General features: G+C 59.8%; 13 protein-coding genes and 5 tRNA genes. 14 read left to right on the top strand and 4 right to left on the bottom strand.

Features of this window, described 5'->3' with window-relative positions; all coding sequences use genetic code 11:
• Positions 1-102: 102 nt before the first annotated feature.
• Both ACE3O2_RS13450 and ACE3O2_RS13445 read right to left on the bottom strand, forming a co-directional pair.
• Positions 103-1,320, bottom strand: a complete 1,218-nt coding sequence (locus ACE3O2_RS13450) for an aminotransferase class I/II-fold pyridoxal phosphate-dependent enzyme (RefSeq protein WP_374338289.1) — start codon at positions 1,318-1,320, stop codon at positions 103-105.
• Between the two features lie 49 nt (positions 1,321-1,369).
• Positions 1,370-2,848 carry a PLP-dependent aminotransferase family protein gene (locus tag ACE3O2_RS13445; RefSeq protein WP_168877504.1) on the bottom strand — a complete coding sequence of 493 codons (1,479 nt, stop codon included), beginning with the start codon at positions 2,846-2,848 and terminating at the stop codon, positions 1,370-1,372.
• A 178-nt stretch (positions 2,849-3,026) separates the two neighbouring features.
• Here ACE3O2_RS13445 and ACE3O2_RS13440 point away from each other — a divergent pair, with 178 nt between their 5' ends.
• Together ACE3O2_RS13440 and ACE3O2_RS13435 are read left to right on the top strand one after the other, a co-directional pair.
• Positions 3,027-3,335, top strand: coding sequence for a hypothetical protein (locus tag ACE3O2_RS13440; protein ID WP_374338286.1), 309 nt, complete (start codon positions 3,027-3,029; stop codon positions 3,333-3,335).
• 88 nt (positions 3,336-3,423) lie between these two features.
• On the top strand, positions 3,424-4,344 hold the full coding sequence (locus tag ACE3O2_RS13435) for a tol-pal system YbgF family protein (protein WP_374338284.1): 921 nt from the start codon (positions 3,424-3,426) through the stop codon (positions 4,342-4,344).
• On the opposite strand, the gene ACE3O2_RS13430 is transcribed toward ACE3O2_RS13435, so the two are convergent.
• Together ACE3O2_RS13430 and ylqF are read right to left on the bottom strand one after the other, a co-directional pair.
• Complete coding sequence (locus ACE3O2_RS13430; protein ID WP_374338282.1) at positions 4,330-4,842, bottom strand: DNA-deoxyinosine glycosylase; 513 nt, start codon at positions 4,840-4,842, stop codon at positions 4,330-4,332. The two genes, ACE3O2_RS13435 and ACE3O2_RS13430, sit on opposite strands and share 15 nt — an antisense overlap.
• Complete coding sequence (ylqF, locus tag ACE3O2_RS13425; protein WP_374338279.1) at positions 4,817-5,725, bottom strand: ribosome biogenesis GTPase YlqF; 909 nt, start codon at positions 5,723-5,725, stop codon at positions 4,817-4,819. The genes ACE3O2_RS13430 and ylqF overlap by 26 nt, the downstream gene beginning before the upstream one ends.
• A gap of 239 nt (positions 5,726-5,964) precedes the next feature.
• Here ylqF and ACE3O2_RS13420 point away from each other — a divergent pair, with 239 nt between their 5' ends.
• The 12 genes from ACE3O2_RS13420 (at position 5,965) to ACE3O2_RS13365 (ending at position 15,639) form a co-directional block, all read left to right on the top strand.
• Positions 5,965-7,254 (top strand): nucleotide sugar dehydrogenase, encoded by a 1,290-nt coding sequence (locus ACE3O2_RS13420; protein ID WP_374338277.1) that lies wholly within the window; start codon positions 5,965-5,967, stop codon positions 7,252-7,254.
• A 67-nt stretch (positions 7,255-7,321) separates the two neighbouring features.
• Positions 7,322-8,410, top strand: coding sequence for a glycosyltransferase (locus ACE3O2_RS13415; protein WP_374338275.1), 1,089 nt, complete (start codon positions 7,322-7,324; stop codon positions 8,408-8,410).
• A 77-nt stretch (positions 8,411-8,487) separates the two neighbouring features.
• Positions 8,488-8,572: transfer RNA gene (locus ACE3O2_RS13410), tRNA-Leu, on the top strand.
• Between the two features lie 69 nt (positions 8,573-8,641).
• The gene (tig, locus tag ACE3O2_RS13405) at positions 8,642-9,952 is read left to right on the top strand and encodes a trigger factor (protein WP_374338273.1); all 1,311 of its coding nucleotides are present in this window, start codon (positions 8,642-8,644) and stop codon (positions 9,950-9,952) included.
• Positions 9,945-10,589, top strand: coding sequence for an ATP-dependent Clp endopeptidase proteolytic subunit ClpP (gene clpP / locus ACE3O2_RS13400; protein WP_374338271.1), 645 nt, complete (start codon positions 9,945-9,947; stop codon positions 10,587-10,589). The genes tig and clpP overlap by 8 nt, the downstream gene beginning before the upstream one ends.
• 135 nt (positions 10,590-10,724) lie before the next feature.
• Positions 10,725-11,990, top strand: a complete 1,266-nt coding sequence (gene clpX, locus ACE3O2_RS13395) for an ATP-dependent Clp protease ATP-binding subunit ClpX (protein WP_168877497.1) — start codon at positions 10,725-10,727, stop codon at positions 11,988-11,990.
• 170 nt (positions 11,991-12,160) lie between these two features.
• On the top strand, positions 12,161-14,581 hold the full coding sequence (gene lon / locus ACE3O2_RS13390) for an endopeptidase La (protein WP_374338269.1): 2,421 nt from the start codon (positions 12,161-12,163) through the stop codon (positions 14,579-14,581).
• Between the two features lie 231 nt (positions 14,582-14,812).
• Entirely contained in the window at positions 14,813-15,085 is a 273-nt protein-coding gene (locus ACE3O2_RS13385) for an HU family DNA-binding protein (protein ID WP_168877668.1), read from the top strand.
• Positions 15,086-15,129: 44 nt separating this feature from the next.
• Positions 15,130-15,205: transfer RNA gene (locus ACE3O2_RS13380), tRNA-Val, on the top strand.
• 114 nt (positions 15,206-15,319) lie between these two features.
• Positions 15,320-15,396, top strand: a tRNA-Asp gene (locus tag ACE3O2_RS13375).
• A gap of 34 nt (positions 15,397-15,430) precedes the next feature.
• A tRNA-Val gene (locus ACE3O2_RS13370) sits at positions 15,431-15,505 on the top strand.
• A 57-nt stretch (positions 15,506-15,562) separates the two neighbouring features.
• A tRNA-Asp gene (locus ACE3O2_RS13365) sits at positions 15,563-15,639 on the top strand.
• Positions 15,640-15,746 lie beyond the last annotated feature (107 nt).

Here is a 15,746-nt window from a genome sequence, read left to right as displayed (position 1 = left end):
AAGCAGACGGAAGAAACTTTCCGCCAGAGGGAGCAACCCCACCGGGAGGGTGGGGCGCAGGGCATGCCGGGCCTGGTTTCAGGCCCGTGGTATAAAGCGCGCTTAGCTGGCCAGCGCCAGCTTCAGGCACAGGGCAATACCCTTGGCCGCCTCGGTAATGTCTCCCAGTGACGGGAAGCTCGGGGCAATCCGGATATGGCGGTCTTGCGGGTCCTTGCCATACGGGAACGCCGCGCCAGCCGGGGTCAGGGTAATACCGGCAGCCTTGGCCAGCTCGACGGTCTTTTTGGCAAAGCCAGGCGGGGTTTGCAGGTCGATGAAGTAGCCACCGTTCGGGTGGGTCCAGCTCACTTCGGCGATGCCGGACAGGTGGGCCTCAAACTGGGCCAGTACCGCATCAAACTTGGGGCGCAGGATGGCCTGATGGCGCATCATCAGCGCTTCCACGTTGGCGCGGTCTTTCAGGAAGCGAACATGGCGCAGCTGGTTGACCTTGTCCGGACCGATGCTGCGGATGTTGGCATGCTTTTGCCACCATTGCAGATTGCTGGCGGAGGCGGCCATGGCGGCCATACCGGCACCCGCCAGCGTGATCTTGGAGGTGGAGGCGAAGATGAAGACACGGTCGGCATGACCCGCGGCTTCGCAGGCGCTCAGGATGTTGGCCACGTCGCACGGGCTGGTGGTCAGGTGGTGCAGACGGTAGGCGTCATCCCACATCAGGCGGAAGTCCGCAGCGGCGGTTTTCATGTTCGCCAGCCGGGTGACTACCGCGTCGCTGTACACGGCGCCACTCGGGTTGGCGTACTTCGGTACGCACCACATGCCCTTGATGGCCGGGTCATTGGCGACCAGGGCTTCGACCTGGTCCATATCCGGGCCATCGTCGTTCAGTCGTACATTGATCATCTCGATGCCGAGCGACTGGCAAATGGAGAAGTGACGGTCATACCCCGGTACCGGGCACAGGAACTTGACCGGTTTTTGCGACAGCCAGGACGGTTGGTCTGGTGCACCATGCAGCAGGTGATAGACGATGACATCGTGCATCAGCGACAGGCTGGCATTGCTGTCCACAATCACATTGGCCACCGGCTGGTCCAGCAGGCTGGCAAACAGCGCACGCGCTTCCGGCAGGCCAATGCCACCGCCATAATTGCGGGTGTCGGTGCCATCTGCAGCCAGATGGTCGCCCAGCGGGCCGAGCAGGTCGTTGGAGAGGTCCAGCTGTTCCGGCGCGGGTTTGCCGCGCGACATGTCCAGCTTCAGGCCTTGCGCACGGAAGGCATCATAATCGGCTTGGGCAGTGGTGAGCGTCATGTGGGAATTACCTGTGAGGGGTTGGAATGCAAAGGGATGATTTTAAACCTTATCCCGCCAGCGGGACAGCCGGAGAATTACGGGTGCGCCGTGATTGCTGCAGCAAGGTGTGGACGATCTGCCCCAGCTGGATCAGCCCGGCTTCGACTTTGGCTCCGAAGCGTACCCCGCAGTTGATGCGCAGATAGTGCTCCCAGCGGTTGCTGTTGGAGAACAGCACGCCCGGCGCGATCAGAATGCCTTCATTCAAGGCGGCTTCGAACACCGCTTCGGACGGAATGCGGTCTGGCAGCTCCACCCACAGGCTGAAACCGCCTGCCGGATTGGTCAGGCGGGTGCCGGGCGGGAAATGGCGGGCAATCACCTCGGCCGTGCGCTGGCGTTGCTGCCGCAGCAGGGCTTTCAGCCGGTGCATATGGCGATCATACGCGCTGCTGCCCAGGTATTCGGCGGCAGCCAGTTGTGACCAGCCTTCATTCTGCCGGGTCTGGGTGTGCTTGAGCATGTCTACCCGCGCCTGCCAGCGTCCGGCGCTGATCCAGCCTAAGCGCATGCCGGGTGCCAATGTTTTGTGCAGCGAGGTGCAGTAGATGATGTTGCCGTTGCGGTCCCAGGCTTTCAGCGTATGGGCGGGGGTTGGACTGTCCGCCAGCTCGCCGTAGGTATCGTCCTCGATCAGCGGGATATTGGCTTTGGCGCACATGTCAGCCAAGCGGGCCTTGTGGCTGTCCGGCATCAGGCTGCCCAGCGGATTTTGCAGGATGGGGATGACCACCACGGCACGGATGTTGTCATAGGTCTGCATCGCCAGCTCCAGTGCATCGAGCGAGATGCCGTGCTGTGGGCTGGTGGGAATCTCCAGCGCCCGCATGCCGAGACTTTCCAGAATCTGCAACAGGCCATAAAAGGTGGGGGATTCCACCGCGATGGTGTCACCGGGTTTGGCGACAGCGCGGAGCGCCAGGTTGAGCGCTTCGGTGCAGCCGTGGGTGATGACGATATCGTCCGGCGACAAGGTCATGCCACGGGCCAGTGATCGGCGGGCCAGGATGTGGCGCAGCTTGCTGTGCCCGCTGTTGGCAACCGGCGACACCAGTACCTCCGGATACAGCCGCAGGCAGTGCTGGGCGACTTTGTGCAAGGCCTTGACCGGATAGAAGTCCGGCTCGCCACGCGAGCCACACAGGTTGAGCGCAATCGGGTGCTGGCGGCGGCTGAGGATGAAGCGGGACACCCGGTCGTGAATGCCGACAAACTGTGCCGGATCGACCCGGGTGCTGCTGGGCTCATCCAGCGGCACCGTGGTGCGCTTGGGCAGCTGCACGAAGTAGCCGGAGCGGGGCCGGGCCTCCAGCCAGCCATCTTCTTCCAGCACGCGACAGACTTGCAGTGCGGTGGAGAGGCTGATGCCGTGGGTCTGCATCAATTTGCGCACCGAGGGCATGCGCTCGCCCGGTGACAGCGCACCACTCTGGATGGCATGCAGGTAATGATTGGCCCAGCGGCGATATAGGGGAGGTGTGCTCATATCCATGCCCGCATGATGCCCGGTTTGCTGCATCTGTAACAGATATAGTTTTCTGCAGCATTGATGGTAACAGATAAGGAATTTATGCACTGTATGGGTTGCCGGGTTCCGGGCTGTACCTGTGGAGCAATGGCTTGCCGCACTAGCATGGCAGGCATCCCTTATACGGAGCCTGATCATGACGCAAACCCGCCGCGTTTTCTCCCTGCAAGCCGGGGAAATCGCCATCTGGCAGCTGCCGGGAGGCTGCCAGCTGTATCTGCTGCAAGGCCAGGCGCATCTGCACTTGCCAGTACAGTGGCAGGCAGAGACCGTTCTGTTTCCCAGCCTTGCAGTACCGTGCGAGACCCTGCTGCCGGTAGAGGGCATAATTCAACTGCAGGCGACTGATGCCGTACGCGGTGTGCTGCTGATGCCAGACCGTGATTCTGTTTTGACCCGGTTGCTGAAGGGAGTTCGTTGCTTGCGCCGTTTGACTGCTGCCTGACGCTTTGGGCGGCCTGTGCTAGAGTGGCGCGCGAGGCCCCTTGCCGGGGCTGAAAAACAATGACCACTTAGCGGATTGGGAGCCGGGTATGTCAACCATCTGTGAGGGCTGTGGTGCACCCGCGCCAGCCAACGCCCGTAGCAGCGGATTTGTGTGCAATTACTGTGGCGGCAAGAACCTGCCGGATGCCAGCAGCCATGCGGCCGTGTCGCTGGGTAAGGCAGAGGAGCGCTACCAGATGGGCTTGCTGGTGATGCAGTCTGGCGAGTACGCCAAGGCAGTGGAGGCCTTCCAGAAAGTGCTGGCGGTGCAGCCGGATCATGTTGATGCGCAGCTGTGCCTGGCTTGGTGTTATCTGAAGAGCATGACGCCAAAGACCGTCGAGGCCCGTTTTGCTGCCCTGTGTGACATGCTGTCCAAACTGGATCGGGAGACGCAGCACAGCAGCCTGGAGGAGATCAGCTGGCGTGAGGTGGTGTGCCAGCTGCTGGAGTTGGCGCAGCAACTGGCACAGGGCTGCTATTCGGTATCGGCGCGTTTCCGCATGGCGAAAAACATGCAGCCCGCCATGCAGCAGTTGCAGATGGGGCTGGACGTGGTGCTGTCGGTACTGGTGCTGGGGGTGCCCGATGCCCATGGTGCCACCCATGCCGCGCTGAATGGCTGGATTCAATGTCAGATCATGGCGGATGCCGGCGGCGACCGCCATCTGCTGGCGGACCGGCAGACCCAGTTTCTGCAATACCTGCTGCTGGTGGCTGAGGCGCAGCCTGCGCTGTTGAATGAAGCGCTGGCCGTCAATGTTCGCTACAAGAATGCGGTGATTCGTGCGCTGGTGGCGATCAAGCCTGCGCTGTCGCGTGATCTGGCTGCGGATGGCCTGCTGACTCTGCTGTGGCGCGGGTATCGTTCCTGGCCTGGCCTGTTGCAGCTGGCTGGACTGCTGTTTGCGTTGTACTGGCTGTCCAACTTGCTGGCGCGTTGCACCCTGTCTTCAACCGGGATGTAGTAGCGGCAGGAGCTGATCCTGCCAGCACTGCTGTTTTTTGGCCAAGGGCAGGGTCAGCGCCGGACTGCTGGAAGGCAGGATGGTAAAGGGTAGATCCATTGGAAGCTGTCGGGCGGCGCGTCCGGCGGTTTGCCCATTGAAGGCAACGGCACGAATCGTGGGCCATTGCTGCAGCAGGCTGCGCAAGTCATTGTGCTCGGCATCGCGGATGTCACTGTCCAGGCTGCTGTGACGCCGGGCCTGCGCCACCACATCCCACAGGCCCACCCCGTGGGTCAGCAGGGTTTGCAGGCGCGCTGCATAGTCAAGCGCAGCCAGGGGTTGCTGCAGTACGCTCTGCAACAACAGCCAGAACTGGTTGCGCGGGTGCGCGTAGTAGCGCCCGGCGGCCAGCGAGGCTTTGCCGGGCAGGCTGCCGAGGATCAGCAGCCGCGTGTGTGGGCTGATGACCGGCGGGAAGCAGCGCGCGGTATCAGGCGTCGCTACCGTCGCCATCATCCAGATCAACCGGCTCGGCTTCCGGTGGCACCGCCAGCATGGCGTCTACCTGCTCCGGGGTTTCTAGGCTGATGCGCCCCAGTGTGCCGCTGCGGTACTCGGTGAGCAGGGTCAGTGCGGCTTTTTCCAGGTCCAGCACATTACCCTTGAGACGGAAACCCCGACGTTTGGCGATGGCCTCGACCAGCGCCACCCCATCGGCGATACCGTCCAGCTTGCCATAGCGCGCCAGCAGCAGGGCCGGGTAATTACCCAGCAGGTAGTCTCCCAGAAAGGCGGCCACTTCTTCTTCAATATAGGCATTGCGCCCGACGCTGTGACTGGCGGCCAGCTTGAGCCCGTCCTGCGGATAGGCAATCTTCGGCCACAGCATGCCTGGCGTATCGGTCAGCATCATGCGTTCATTGATGTCCAGCCGCTGCTGTGTTTTGGTCACAGCGGGCTCATCCCCCACATTGGCCACCCGTCGCTTGAGCAATGCGTTCATCAGGGTGGACTTGCCGACATTGGGAATGCCCATGATCATCATGCGCAGGGGCTTTTGCACCGTGCCGCGATGGGGGGCCAGGGTCAGGCACACGTCCGGGATGCGCGCCACGTCGCCTGGCTTCTTGCAGCTGATGGCAATCGCCTTGACGCCGGGCTGGGTCTGGTAGCGCTGCAACCACAAACGGGTGCACTCTGGATCTGCCGCATCGGCTTTGTTGAGGATCAGCAGGGCAGGGCGCTGGCGGAACAGTCGCAGCTCATTGATCATTGGGTTGCGGCTGGCATGCGCGACTCGCGCGTCCAGTACCTCTATCACCAGATCGGTCTTCTCCATGCTCTCCGCCGCCTTCTTGCGGGCAGCGTTCATGTGACCGGGGAACCATTGGATAGACATGGGGTGATCGACCGTGTGTGACAAACGGATCATTTTACCGCGCTTTTGACCTGTTGCAGCGATGACATCCGTTATGCTGCGTGAAACCGGGGAACTTGCGTTAGAATGCAGGCCTAGATATGGCCTTTGGGGCGAGCCAGCGGAAGCGGCTTGCTGGATCCGCCATGGATTGATGCTGACTCGCCGTCATGGCGGGTGAGTACGGTATGTGTGCTTTATGTCAATGCTGGGCAGAATAAATGATGCAGAAACAACGCAAGGTATCGGTAATCGGCCTCGGTTACGTGGGTCTGCCCGTGGCGGTGGCGTTTGGCCGTACGGCGCCGACCATCGGTTTCGACATCAACCGTGAACGCCTGGATGAGTTGCGTCGCGGTCATGACCGCACCGGAGAGGTGGCCGCGGAGGATCTGCAGGGCTTGCAGCTGCATTATACCGATCAGACCGAAGAGCTGGCGCAGGCTGACTTTCATATTGTGGCCGTGCCGACGCCGGTGGATGATGCGCACCAGCCGGACTTGACGCCGATGCTGAAGGCGTCGGAAACCGTTGGCAAGGCCTTGAAGCCGGGTGATATCGTGGTGTATGAGTCCACGGTCTACCCCGGTGTCACCGAAGATGAGTGTGTGCCGGTGCTGGAGCGGGTGTCTGGCCTCAAGTGCGGGGTGGATTTCACCGTAGGTTACAGCCCGGAGCGGATCAATCCCGGTGACAAGGAACATACCTTTACCAAAATTTGCAAGGTGGTCTCCGGACAGGATGCGGCAACGCTGGACATTGTGGCCGATGTGTATGGCTCGGTGGTGACGGCTGGCGTGTATCGCGCCGCCTCCATTAAGGTGGCCGAAGCCGCCAAAGTGATCGAGAACACCCAGCGTGACCTGAATATCGCGCTGATGAACGAACTGGCGATGATCTTCCAGCAGATGGGTATCGACACCCAGGACGTGCTGGATGCGGCCTCGACCAAATGGAATTTCCTGCGCTTTAAGCCAGGCCTCGTTGGTGGGCATTGTATTGGCGTCGATCCGTATTATCTGACCCACAAAGCCGAGCGCATGGGCTACATCCCGCAGGTGATCTTGTCGGGCCGTCGCATCAACGATGGCATGGGCCGCTTTGTGGCGCAGCAGACCATCAAGCAGATGATCCACGCTGGCCACGCCATCAAGGGCAGCAAGGTGACTGTGCTGGGGCTGACCTTCAAGGAAAATTGCCCTGACCTGCGCAATTCACGGGTGATTGATGTGATCCGCGAGCTGGAAGAGTTCGGTGTGGCGGTGCAGGTGCATGACCCGCTGGCGGATGCTGAGGAAGCCTTGCACGAATATGGGGTGACCCTGTGTGCGCTGGATGCACTGCAGCCTGCTGCTGCAGTGGTGCTGGCAGTGTCGCATCAAGACTATCTGGCATGGTCGCCGGCACAGCTGAAGCAGCTGACAACAGGTCAGCCTGTGGTGGTGGATGTCAAGTCGGTGCTGGATCGGGCGGCCTTGCAGGCTGCCGGGTTTGTGGTCTGGCGCCTGTAAGGTATATGCTAGACATGGCAAGAGCACTGGTCGAGCGAGGGTGCGGCGGCATGGATAAAGTATTGGCATGCAAATCCTGATTCTGGCTTTTTTGGTTTCCCTGCTGTGTACCTTGGGCATCATCCGTTATGCGCATCTGCATGAGCATTTGACGGCGGATCATGACCTGGACGGGGTGCAGAAATTCCATGATGCGCCGGTGCCGCGGGTCGGGGGGCTCTCACTGGCCTTGGGCTTGCTGGCGGCGGGTGCCTTGGTCTGGCTGCAGAAGCGCAGCGGCAGCTTTTTTCTGGTGCTGTTGGTGGCAGTACCCGCTTTTGCGGGTGGCCTGGTGGAAGACCTGACCAAGCGGGTAGGCCCGCTGGCGCGCTTGCTGCTCACCATGCTGGCCGCTGGGTGTGGCTTCTATGTGCTGGGCGCCGGGCTCGCCCGGCTCGATATTGGCTGGCTGGATGCGGTGCTGCGCTGGGGGCCACTCTCCCTGTTGGTGACGCTGGTGGCGGTCGCCGGGGTGGCCAATGCGGTGAACATCATCGATGGTTACAACGGGCTTGCCGGAGTCGTTACACTGGTCATGTTCTGTGCGCTGGCCTATGTGGCACGGCAGGTGGGCGACGACCAGATCTGGAATATCTGTCTGGCGCTGGTGGGGGCGTTGCTGGGCTTTCTGGTGTGGAACTACCCGCGTGGGCATATCTTTCTGGGGGACGGTGGTGCCTACCTGCTGGGCTTCTTGTTGGCTGAGCTCTCTGTCCTGCTGGTGGTGCGTCACCCGCAAGTATCCGCCTGGTTTCCGCTGCTGCTGGTCATCTACCCGATTGTGGAAACCCTGTTCTCGATCTATCGTCGGGTGGTGTTGCGTGGTCGTTCGCCGGGCATGCCGGACGCTGCGCATTTGCATCAGCTGGTGTACAAAAGACTGGTGCGCTGGGTGTTGAACCGTTCGCATCCGGATTTTCGCCTGACCCGCAATGCCATGACGTCGCCCTACTTGTGGATGCTGTCCAGCCTGGGGGTGATCCCGGCGGTCTTGTTCTGGCAGCACACGCGGGTGCTGCAGGCCTTTGCGGTGCTGTTTATCGTCAGCTATGTCTGGCTGTATCGCAGCATTGTCCGCTTCCGCTCGCCACGCTGGCTGCGTCGGCGTTCTTCGTAAAACACGACTGGCGAGGTTGTGACCTTGCCAAAGCTTGTGTAATAATCCCCATCTTCCCGAAATCGGGCATGCCCTGAGCGAAAGTGGCGGAATTGGTAGACGCACTGGATTTAGGTTCCAGCGCCGCAAGGTGTGCGAGTTCGAGTCTCGCCTTTCGCACCAGCCTGGACAAGGCCTGAAAAACTGCACGGCTGTGTGCATAACCCTGGATTAATCAAGGATTTGGTAAAAATGCAAGTCAACGTGGAAACCCTGAGCAACCTGGAGCGCCGCATCAAGATCGCGGTGCCGTTCGCCAAGATCGACGTTGAGGTGGAAAACCGCCTGAAGAAAGTGGCCCGTACCGCCAAGGTACAGGGCTTCCGTCCGGGCAAGGCCCCGATGAAGGTGGTGGCACAGAATTACGGCCTGCAAGTGCGTGAAGACGTGATGAACGACACGGTGAACGCCAGCTTTACTGACGCTGTACGTGAAAACCAGTTGAAAGTGGCGGGTTATCCGCGCTTTGAAGCGGTTGAAGGCGAAAACGGTGAAGCGTTCGAGTTCGCTGCCGTGTTTGAAGTGTACCCGGACGTGAAGGTTGGCGAACTGGCTGACAAAGCTGTGGAAAAGCCGGTGACCGAAGTGACCGATGAAGCAGTGCATAAGACCATCGACGTGCTGCGCAAGCAACGCGTGACCTACAGCGCCGTGGATCGCGCTGCCAAGGAGGGCGATCGCCTGGTGGTGGACTTTGTTGGCAAGATTGATGGCGTAGCTTTTGCCGGTGGTTCGTCGGAAGACTTCCCGTTCACCCTCGGTCAAGGCCAGATGCTGCCGGAGTTTGAAGCCGCAGCCCAAGGTCTGAAGGCGGGCGAAGCCAAGGAATTCGATCTGGCCTTCCCGGCGGACTATCACGGCAAAGATGTGGCTGGCAAGACTGCACAGTTCACCATCACCGTGAAGTCGGTTTCTGAGGCCGTGCTGCCGGAAGTGGACGAGGCCTTTGCCAAGCTGCTGGGTGTGGCCGATGGTAACGTCGAGCAGATGAAGAAGGAAATCCGCGAGAACGTCGAGCGTGAAGTGTCGCGCCGCCTGAAGGCCAAGACCAAGGATGTGGTGCTGGCTGCCCTGCTGGACGTTACCCCGCTGGAATTGCCGAAAGCACTGGTCGCACTGGAAGTGCAGCGCCTGGCTGAACAAACCAAGAAGGACTTCCAGTCCCGTGGTATGGATGTCAGCAAGATGCCGTTCCCGACTGACCTGTTCACCAAGGAAGCCGAGCGTCGTGTGGCACTGGGCCTGATCCTGTCCGAGCTGGTAGACAGCCAGGACCTGCGTGCCAAGCCGGAACAAGTGCGTGCGGTGATCGACGATTTTGCCGCCAGCTACGAGCAGCCGGAAGATGTGGTGCGCTGGTACTATGCCGACGCCAGCCGTCTGGAAGGACCGGAGTCGCTGGCCACGGAAGACAATGTGGTCGCTTGGGTGCTGTCCCGTGCTAAAGTGGAAGAGAAGTCCTTCTCTTTTGATGAACTGATGGGTGCAAACCAGAATGCATAAACACGGCATGATCGGCAGTACCGGAGTTGAGCCGCAGGGCCTCGGCTATGTGCCGATGGTCATCGAGCAAAGCGGGCGCGGTGAGCGCGCCTACGACATCTACTCTCGCTTGCTGCGTGAGCGGGTGATTTTTCTGGTCGGACCGATCGACGACGCCACCGCCAATGTGGTGGTGGCGCAGCTGTTGTTTCTGGAGTCGGAAAACCCGGACAAGGACATCTCCCTGTACATCAATTCGCCAGGGGGTTCCATCTCGGCCGGGATGTCGATCTACGACACCATGCAGTTCATCAAGCCGCATGTGTCCACGCTGTGCATCGGCATGGCGGCCAGCATGGGTGCGTTCCTGCTGGCGTCCGGTGCGCCAGGCAAGCGGTTTTCGCTGCCGAACTCGCGCATTCTGATTCATCAACCGCTGCTGGCGGGTGGTGGCTTGAGCGGGCAGGTGTCGGACATCGAAATTCATGCCCGCGCCTTGTTGAAAACCAAGGCACGCATGAATGAACTGTTGGCCAAGCACACGGGTCAGACTGTCGAGACCATCGAGCGTGATACCGACCGTGACAACTACATGGACGCGGATCAGGCTCAAACCTATGGTTTGATTGATCAGGTGCTGACTTCCCGTCAGACTTGAGTGGCGGACGAAACGGCTTGGCAAAACTGGCTGCTCAGCGCACAATCAGAAGTGTAACGTGATCATGCCGTCGTCTTGGCGCAGTCCCGGGCGGCGGCATTCGTCTTTGCAACACGCGGTTTCTAGAGGTTTTCCATGAGCAAAAACGGCGACGAGAAGTTGCTCTATTGTTCCTTCTGCGGCAAGAGCCAGCACGAAGTCACCAAGTTGATCGCCGGCCCACAGGTCTTTATCTGCAACGAGTGTATCGACCTGTGCAATGACATCATCCGGGAAGAATTGCAGGGCCAATCGGCTGGTGTGAGCGGCGAGGCCCGCCTGCCGACTCCGGCCGAGCTGCGTTCCGAGCTGGACCAGTATGTAATCGGCCAGGAGTACGCCAAGAAAGCGTTGGCGGTGGCGGTGTACAACCATTACAAGCGCCTGGCCAATCCGCCGAAGAAAGATGATGTCGAGCTGGCCAAGAGCAACATCCTGCTGGTGGGTCCAACCGGTTCTGGCAAGACCTTGCTGGCGCAGACGCTGGCACGCTTGCTCAACGTCCCGTTCGTGATGGCCGATGCCACCACCCTGACCGAGGCTGGTTATGTCGGCGAGGACGTTGAGAACATCATCCAGAAGCTGCTGCAGAAGTGCGACTACGATGTGGACAAAGCGCAGCGTGGCATTGTTTACATCGACGAAATCGACAAGATCTCCCGCAAGTCGGATAACCCGTCGATTACGCGGGATGTGTCCGGTGAGGGCGTACAGCAAGCCCTGCTGAAGTTGATCGAAGGCACGATTGCCTCCGTACCGCCGCAAGGTGGCCGCAAGCACCCGAGCCAGGAATTCATCCAGGTTGATACCACCAACATCCTGTTCATTTGTGGTGGCGCGTTTGATGGCCTGGAAAAGGTGATCCGCGATCGAACCGAAAAGGGCGGGATCGGCTTTGGTGCGCAGGTACGCAGCAAGGACGACAGTCGCAGCGCCTCCTCCCTGTTCAAGGAAGTGGAACCAGAAGACCTGATCAAGTTCGGTCTGATTCCGGAACTGGTGGGCCGTTTGCCGGTCGTGGCCACCCTGGCAGAGCTGGACGAGCACGCACTGATCACCATTCTGACACAGCCGAAGAATGCCCTGGTCAAACAGTACCAGCGGCTGTTCTCGCTGGAAGGCGTGGAGCTGGAGTTGCGCGAGCAAGCGCTGCATGCGATTGCGCTGCGCGCCATCAAGCGCAAGACGGGGGCCCGTGGCCTGCGTTCCATCGTGGAAGGCGCGCTGCTGGATACCATGTATGAGCTGCCGTCGATGAAAAACGTCGCCAAAGTGGTAGTAGACGAGTCGGTGATTGAAGGCGACAGCCAGCCCTTGCTGGTCTATGCCGAAGAAGCCGCGCGTTTGCCAGAAGCCGGCTGAACTTCGCACTGTGCCGTTTGTCCAGACAGCCAGTGTGGTGACACACTGGCTGTTTTGTTTTGTGGGTGGAGCGGGTAGCATGGGCGAGGGTGAATTCCCTGCATTTTGCCCCTTGAATTCCGGCGTTTCGCTGCCATCTGCTTGAGTAATGTCCCTGAAGCGAGTCTGCAATGACCGAAGCTACACTCCAGCAGGATAAAACCCTGCACCTGCCTTTGCTCCCGCTGCGCGATGTGGTGGTCTTCCCCCACATGGTGATCCCCTTGTTCGTGGGGCGGGCCAAATCCATCAAGGCATTGGAAGCCGCGATGGAGGGCGATAAAACCATTCTGCTGCTGGCACAAAAATCAGCTGCCAAAGATGAGCCGTCCGCCGAGGACCTGTACGATATTGGTACTGTGGCCACCATCCTGCAAATGCTGAAACTGCCGGATGGTACCGTCAAGGTGCTGGTGGAAGGCAGCGAGCGCGCGCAAGTGGCGGCGGTTTCCGATCAGGAAGGCTACTTCTCGGCACAGGCCATTCCGGTGGAGACGCCATCGGGTGATGCGCCTGAGCTGGAAGCCATGCGCCGTGCCATGCTGGCCCAGTGTGACCAGTATGTGAAGCTGAACAAAAAAATCCCGCCGGAAGTGCTGACCTCGCTGGCGGGTATTGAAAGTGCAGGCCGTCTGGCCGATACCGTGGCCGCGCACTTGCCGCTCAAGCTGGAACAGAAGCAGGACATTCTGGAGATGTTCGAGGTGGGGCGTCGGCTGGAGCATTTGCTCAGCTTGATGGAATCGGAAATCGACATCCTGCAGGTCGAGAAGCGCATCCGTGGCCGCGTGAAGCGGCAGATGGAGAAAAGCCAGCGCGAGTATTACCTGAACGAACAGGTCAAGGCCATCCAGAAAGAGCTGGGTGAGGGTGATGAGGACGGCGATCTGGATGAGCTGGAGCGTCGCATCAAGGCCGCTCACATGCCGAAGGATGCCCGCGAAAAGGCAGAAAGCGAGCTGAAGAAGCTCAAGCTGATGTCGCCGATGTCGGCAGAGGCTTCGGTGGTGCGCAACTATATCGAGACGCTGACCAATCTGCCGTGGAAGAAGAAGACCAAGATCAGCAAGGACCTGGCGGCGGCAGAAAATGTGCTGGATGCCGATCACTATGGTCTGGACCGGGTCAAGGAACGCATCATTGAGTATCTCGCGGTGCAGCAGCGGGTGGACCGTGTCAAGGCACCGATTCTGTGTCTGGTCGGGCCGCCGGGTGTGGGCAAGACTTCGCTGGGGCAAAGCATCGCCAAGGCCACTGGCCGCAAGTTTGTGCGCATGAGCCTGGGCGGGGTGCGCGATGAGGCCGAGATTCGTGGTCACCGCCGTACCTACATTGGCTCGATGCCCGGCAAAATCCTGCAGAACATGACCAAGGTGGCGGTGAAGAACCCCTTGTTCCTGCTCGATGAGGTGGACAAGCTGGGTCAGGATTTCCGCGGTGATCCGTCGAGTGCCTTGCTCGAAGTGCTGGACCCGGAGCAGAACAGCACCTTTGTGGACCATTATGCTGAAGTAGAATACGACCTGTCTGATGTGATGTTTGTGGCCACCGCCAACTCGCTGAACATCCCTGGTCCTTTGCTGGACCGGATGGAAATCATCCGTCTGGCCGGTTACACCGAGGACGAGAAGGTCAATATTGCGCTGAACTATCTGGTTCCGAAGCAGCTGGAAGCCAATGGTCTCAAGGCCGAGGAGTGCAGCATTGCCGAGAGCGCAGTACGCGATATCGTGCGCTACTACACCCGGGAAGCCGGGGTACGTGGACTGGAGCGCGAGATCGGCAAGGTGGCGCGCAAGGTGGTCAAGGCTCGTGTCATGAAGCCGAAGGATGGCAAGGCCAGTGTTACTGCGCGCAACCTGGACAAATACCTAGGGGTGCGCCGCTACAGCTACGGCATTGCCGAGCAGACCAATCAGGTGGGGCAAGTGACCGGACTGGCATGGACCGAGGTCGGTGGGGAACTGCTGACGGTGGAAAGTGCAGTGATGGCCGGTAAGGGCAACATGATCCAGACCGGGCAGCTGGGTGACGTGATGCAGGAGTCGATCCAGGCGGCACGTACGGTGGTGCGCAGCCGCGCCCAGCGACTGGGGATCGATCCAGAGTTTTACCAGAAGCAGGATGTGCACATTCACTTGCCGGAAGGGGCGACGCCGAAGGACGGTCCTTCGGCGGGTATCGCCATCACCACCGCCATGGTCAGCTCGCTGACCGGCATTCCGGTGCGCTGCGACGTGGCGATGACCGGTGAAATCACGCTGCGTGGCGAGGTGCTGGCCATTGGTGGCCTGAAAGAGAAGCTGCTGGCAGCCCATCGCGGCGGCATCAAGAATGTGTTGATCCCGCAGGAAAACGTGAAGGACCTGGTCGACATTCCGGACAACATCAAGCACAAGCTGACCATTCATCCGGTGAAATGGATCGATCAAGTGTTGGAGTTGGCGCTGGAACGCCAGCCTGAGCCGTTGCCGGAGGCAGACAAGCCGGTAGCCGAGGCCCTACCGGGCAGTGCGACGGACAGTACCGCTGCGGCGCCACTCAAGCATTAAAGCGCCGCGCACCCAAACAAAAGACCGACACAACGATGTGTCGGTCTTTTGTTTTATGACGTCTGATTTCGGCTGAGATTGTGGTATTTCAGCCCGTTTGGGCTGTTTCAACACACAAATTTGCCGCCAAGCCGCATGTTTGCTGGGTTCTATGCTTGACATGCCAATTTGGGGCTTGCTATAAAGCTTGTGCTGGTAACGTCTTTAAACCCAAACTGGAAGGGGATGGAAGTGAACAAATCCGAACTGATCGATGAAATCGCAGCGACGGCAGAAATTTCCAAGGCGGCTGCTGGCCGTGCTCTGGATGCCGCTCTGGTTGCCGTGAAGAACTCGCTGGCACGTGGCGACATGGTGACCCTGGTGGGCTTTGGTACCTTCTACGTGGGCGAACGTGCTGCGCGCAGCGGCCGTAATCCGCGTACCGGCAAGCCGATCAACATCAAGGCTGCAAAATCTCCTAAATTCAGGGCTGGTAAATCTCTGAAAGATGCTGTAAACTGATTGTCTTTCGTGATTGCAGCGCTGCGGTGCAGCAATCACGAGTCGGGTGCTTAGCTCAGTTGGTAGAGCATCTCCCTTACAAGGAGGCGGTCGGCGGTTCGACCCCGTCAGCACCCACCATCAAGAAAGCGCAGTGAGGCGGATTTTTGATGTAAAAATGTGTTTGAAAAAGTGGTAGACAAACACAAAATGCCTCGCTAAAATGCGCGCTCTTTTCGATTCAAGCCTGACTGCGGAGCGGTAGTTCAGTTGGTCAGAATACCGGCCTGTCACGCCGGGGGTCGCGGGTTCGAGCCCCGTCCGCTCCGCCAAACAAGCTTGAAATCGGAATCGCCACCCAGGTTCGGGCGGTTAGCTCAGGGGTAGAGCACTGCCTTCACACGGCAGGGGTCACTGGTTCGATCCCAGTATCGCCCACCACGAATTTGGTGTCGCAAGACGCCGGATGTGCAGGGAAATCTGCAGATCCAACAGTTTGGAGCGGTAGTTCAGTTGGTCAGAATACCGGCCTGTCACGCCGGGGGTCGCGGGTTCGAGCCCCGTCCGCTCCGCCAGCAGTAATGAAAAAGGGCAAGCGCAAGCTTGCCCTTTTTCATTGTCCTGATTTCTGTTAAGCTCAGCCGCTTTGCAAACCCTTGCCTGCTGCAGTGGCAGGCCTGTC

Source organism: Leeia sp. (assembly GCF_041909055.1).
Taxonomy (GTDB): Bacteria; Pseudomonadota; Gammaproteobacteria; order Burkholderiales; family Leeiaceae; genus Leeia; species Leeia aquatica.
This window is presented reverse-complemented; position numbering and strand designations above follow the sequence as displayed.

What these genes read in the sequence shown, in the direction of transcription:
- ACE3O2_RS13450 (WP_374338289.1), bottom strand. Translation starts at nt 1,320, where the DNA reads ATGACGCTCACCACTGCCCAAGCCGATTATGATGCCTTCCGTGCGCAA.
- ACE3O2_RS13445 (WP_168877504.1), bottom strand. Translation starts at nt 2,848, where the DNA reads ATGAGCACACCTCCCCTATATCGCCGCTGGGCCAATCATTACCTGCAT.
- ACE3O2_RS13440 (WP_374338286.1), top strand. Translation starts at nt 3,027, where the DNA reads ATGACGCAAACCCGCCGCGTTTTCTCCCTGCAAGCCGGGGAAATCGCC.
- ACE3O2_RS13435 (WP_374338284.1), top strand. Translation starts at nt 3,424, where the DNA reads ATGTCAACCATCTGTGAGGGCTGTGGTGCACCCGCGCCAGCCAACGCC.
- ACE3O2_RS13430 (WP_374338282.1), bottom strand. Translation starts at nt 4,842, where the DNA reads ATGATGGCGACGGTAGCGACGCCTGATACCGCGCGCTGCTTCCCGCCG.
- ylqF (WP_374338279.1), bottom strand. Translation starts at nt 5,725, where the DNA reads ATGTCTATCCAATGGTTCCCCGGTCACATGAACGCTGCCCGCAAGAAG.
- ACE3O2_RS13420 (WP_374338277.1), top strand. Translation starts at nt 5,965, where the DNA reads ATGATGCAGAAACAACGCAAGGTATCGGTAATCGGCCTCGGTTACGTG.
- ACE3O2_RS13415 (WP_374338275.1), top strand. Translation starts at nt 7,322, where the DNA reads ATGCAAATCCTGATTCTGGCTTTTTTGGTTTCCCTGCTGTGTACCTTG.
- tig (WP_374338273.1), top strand. Translation starts at nt 8,642, where the DNA reads ATGCAAGTCAACGTGGAAACCCTGAGCAACCTGGAGCGCCGCATCAAG.
- clpP (WP_374338271.1), top strand. Translation starts at nt 9,945, where the DNA reads ATGCATAAACACGGCATGATCGGCAGTACCGGAGTTGAGCCGCAGGGC.
- clpX (WP_168877497.1), top strand. Translation starts at nt 10,725, where the DNA reads ATGAGCAAAAACGGCGACGAGAAGTTGCTCTATTGTTCCTTCTGCGGC.
- lon (WP_374338269.1), top strand. Translation starts at nt 12,161, where the DNA reads ATGACCGAAGCTACACTCCAGCAGGATAAAACCCTGCACCTGCCTTTG.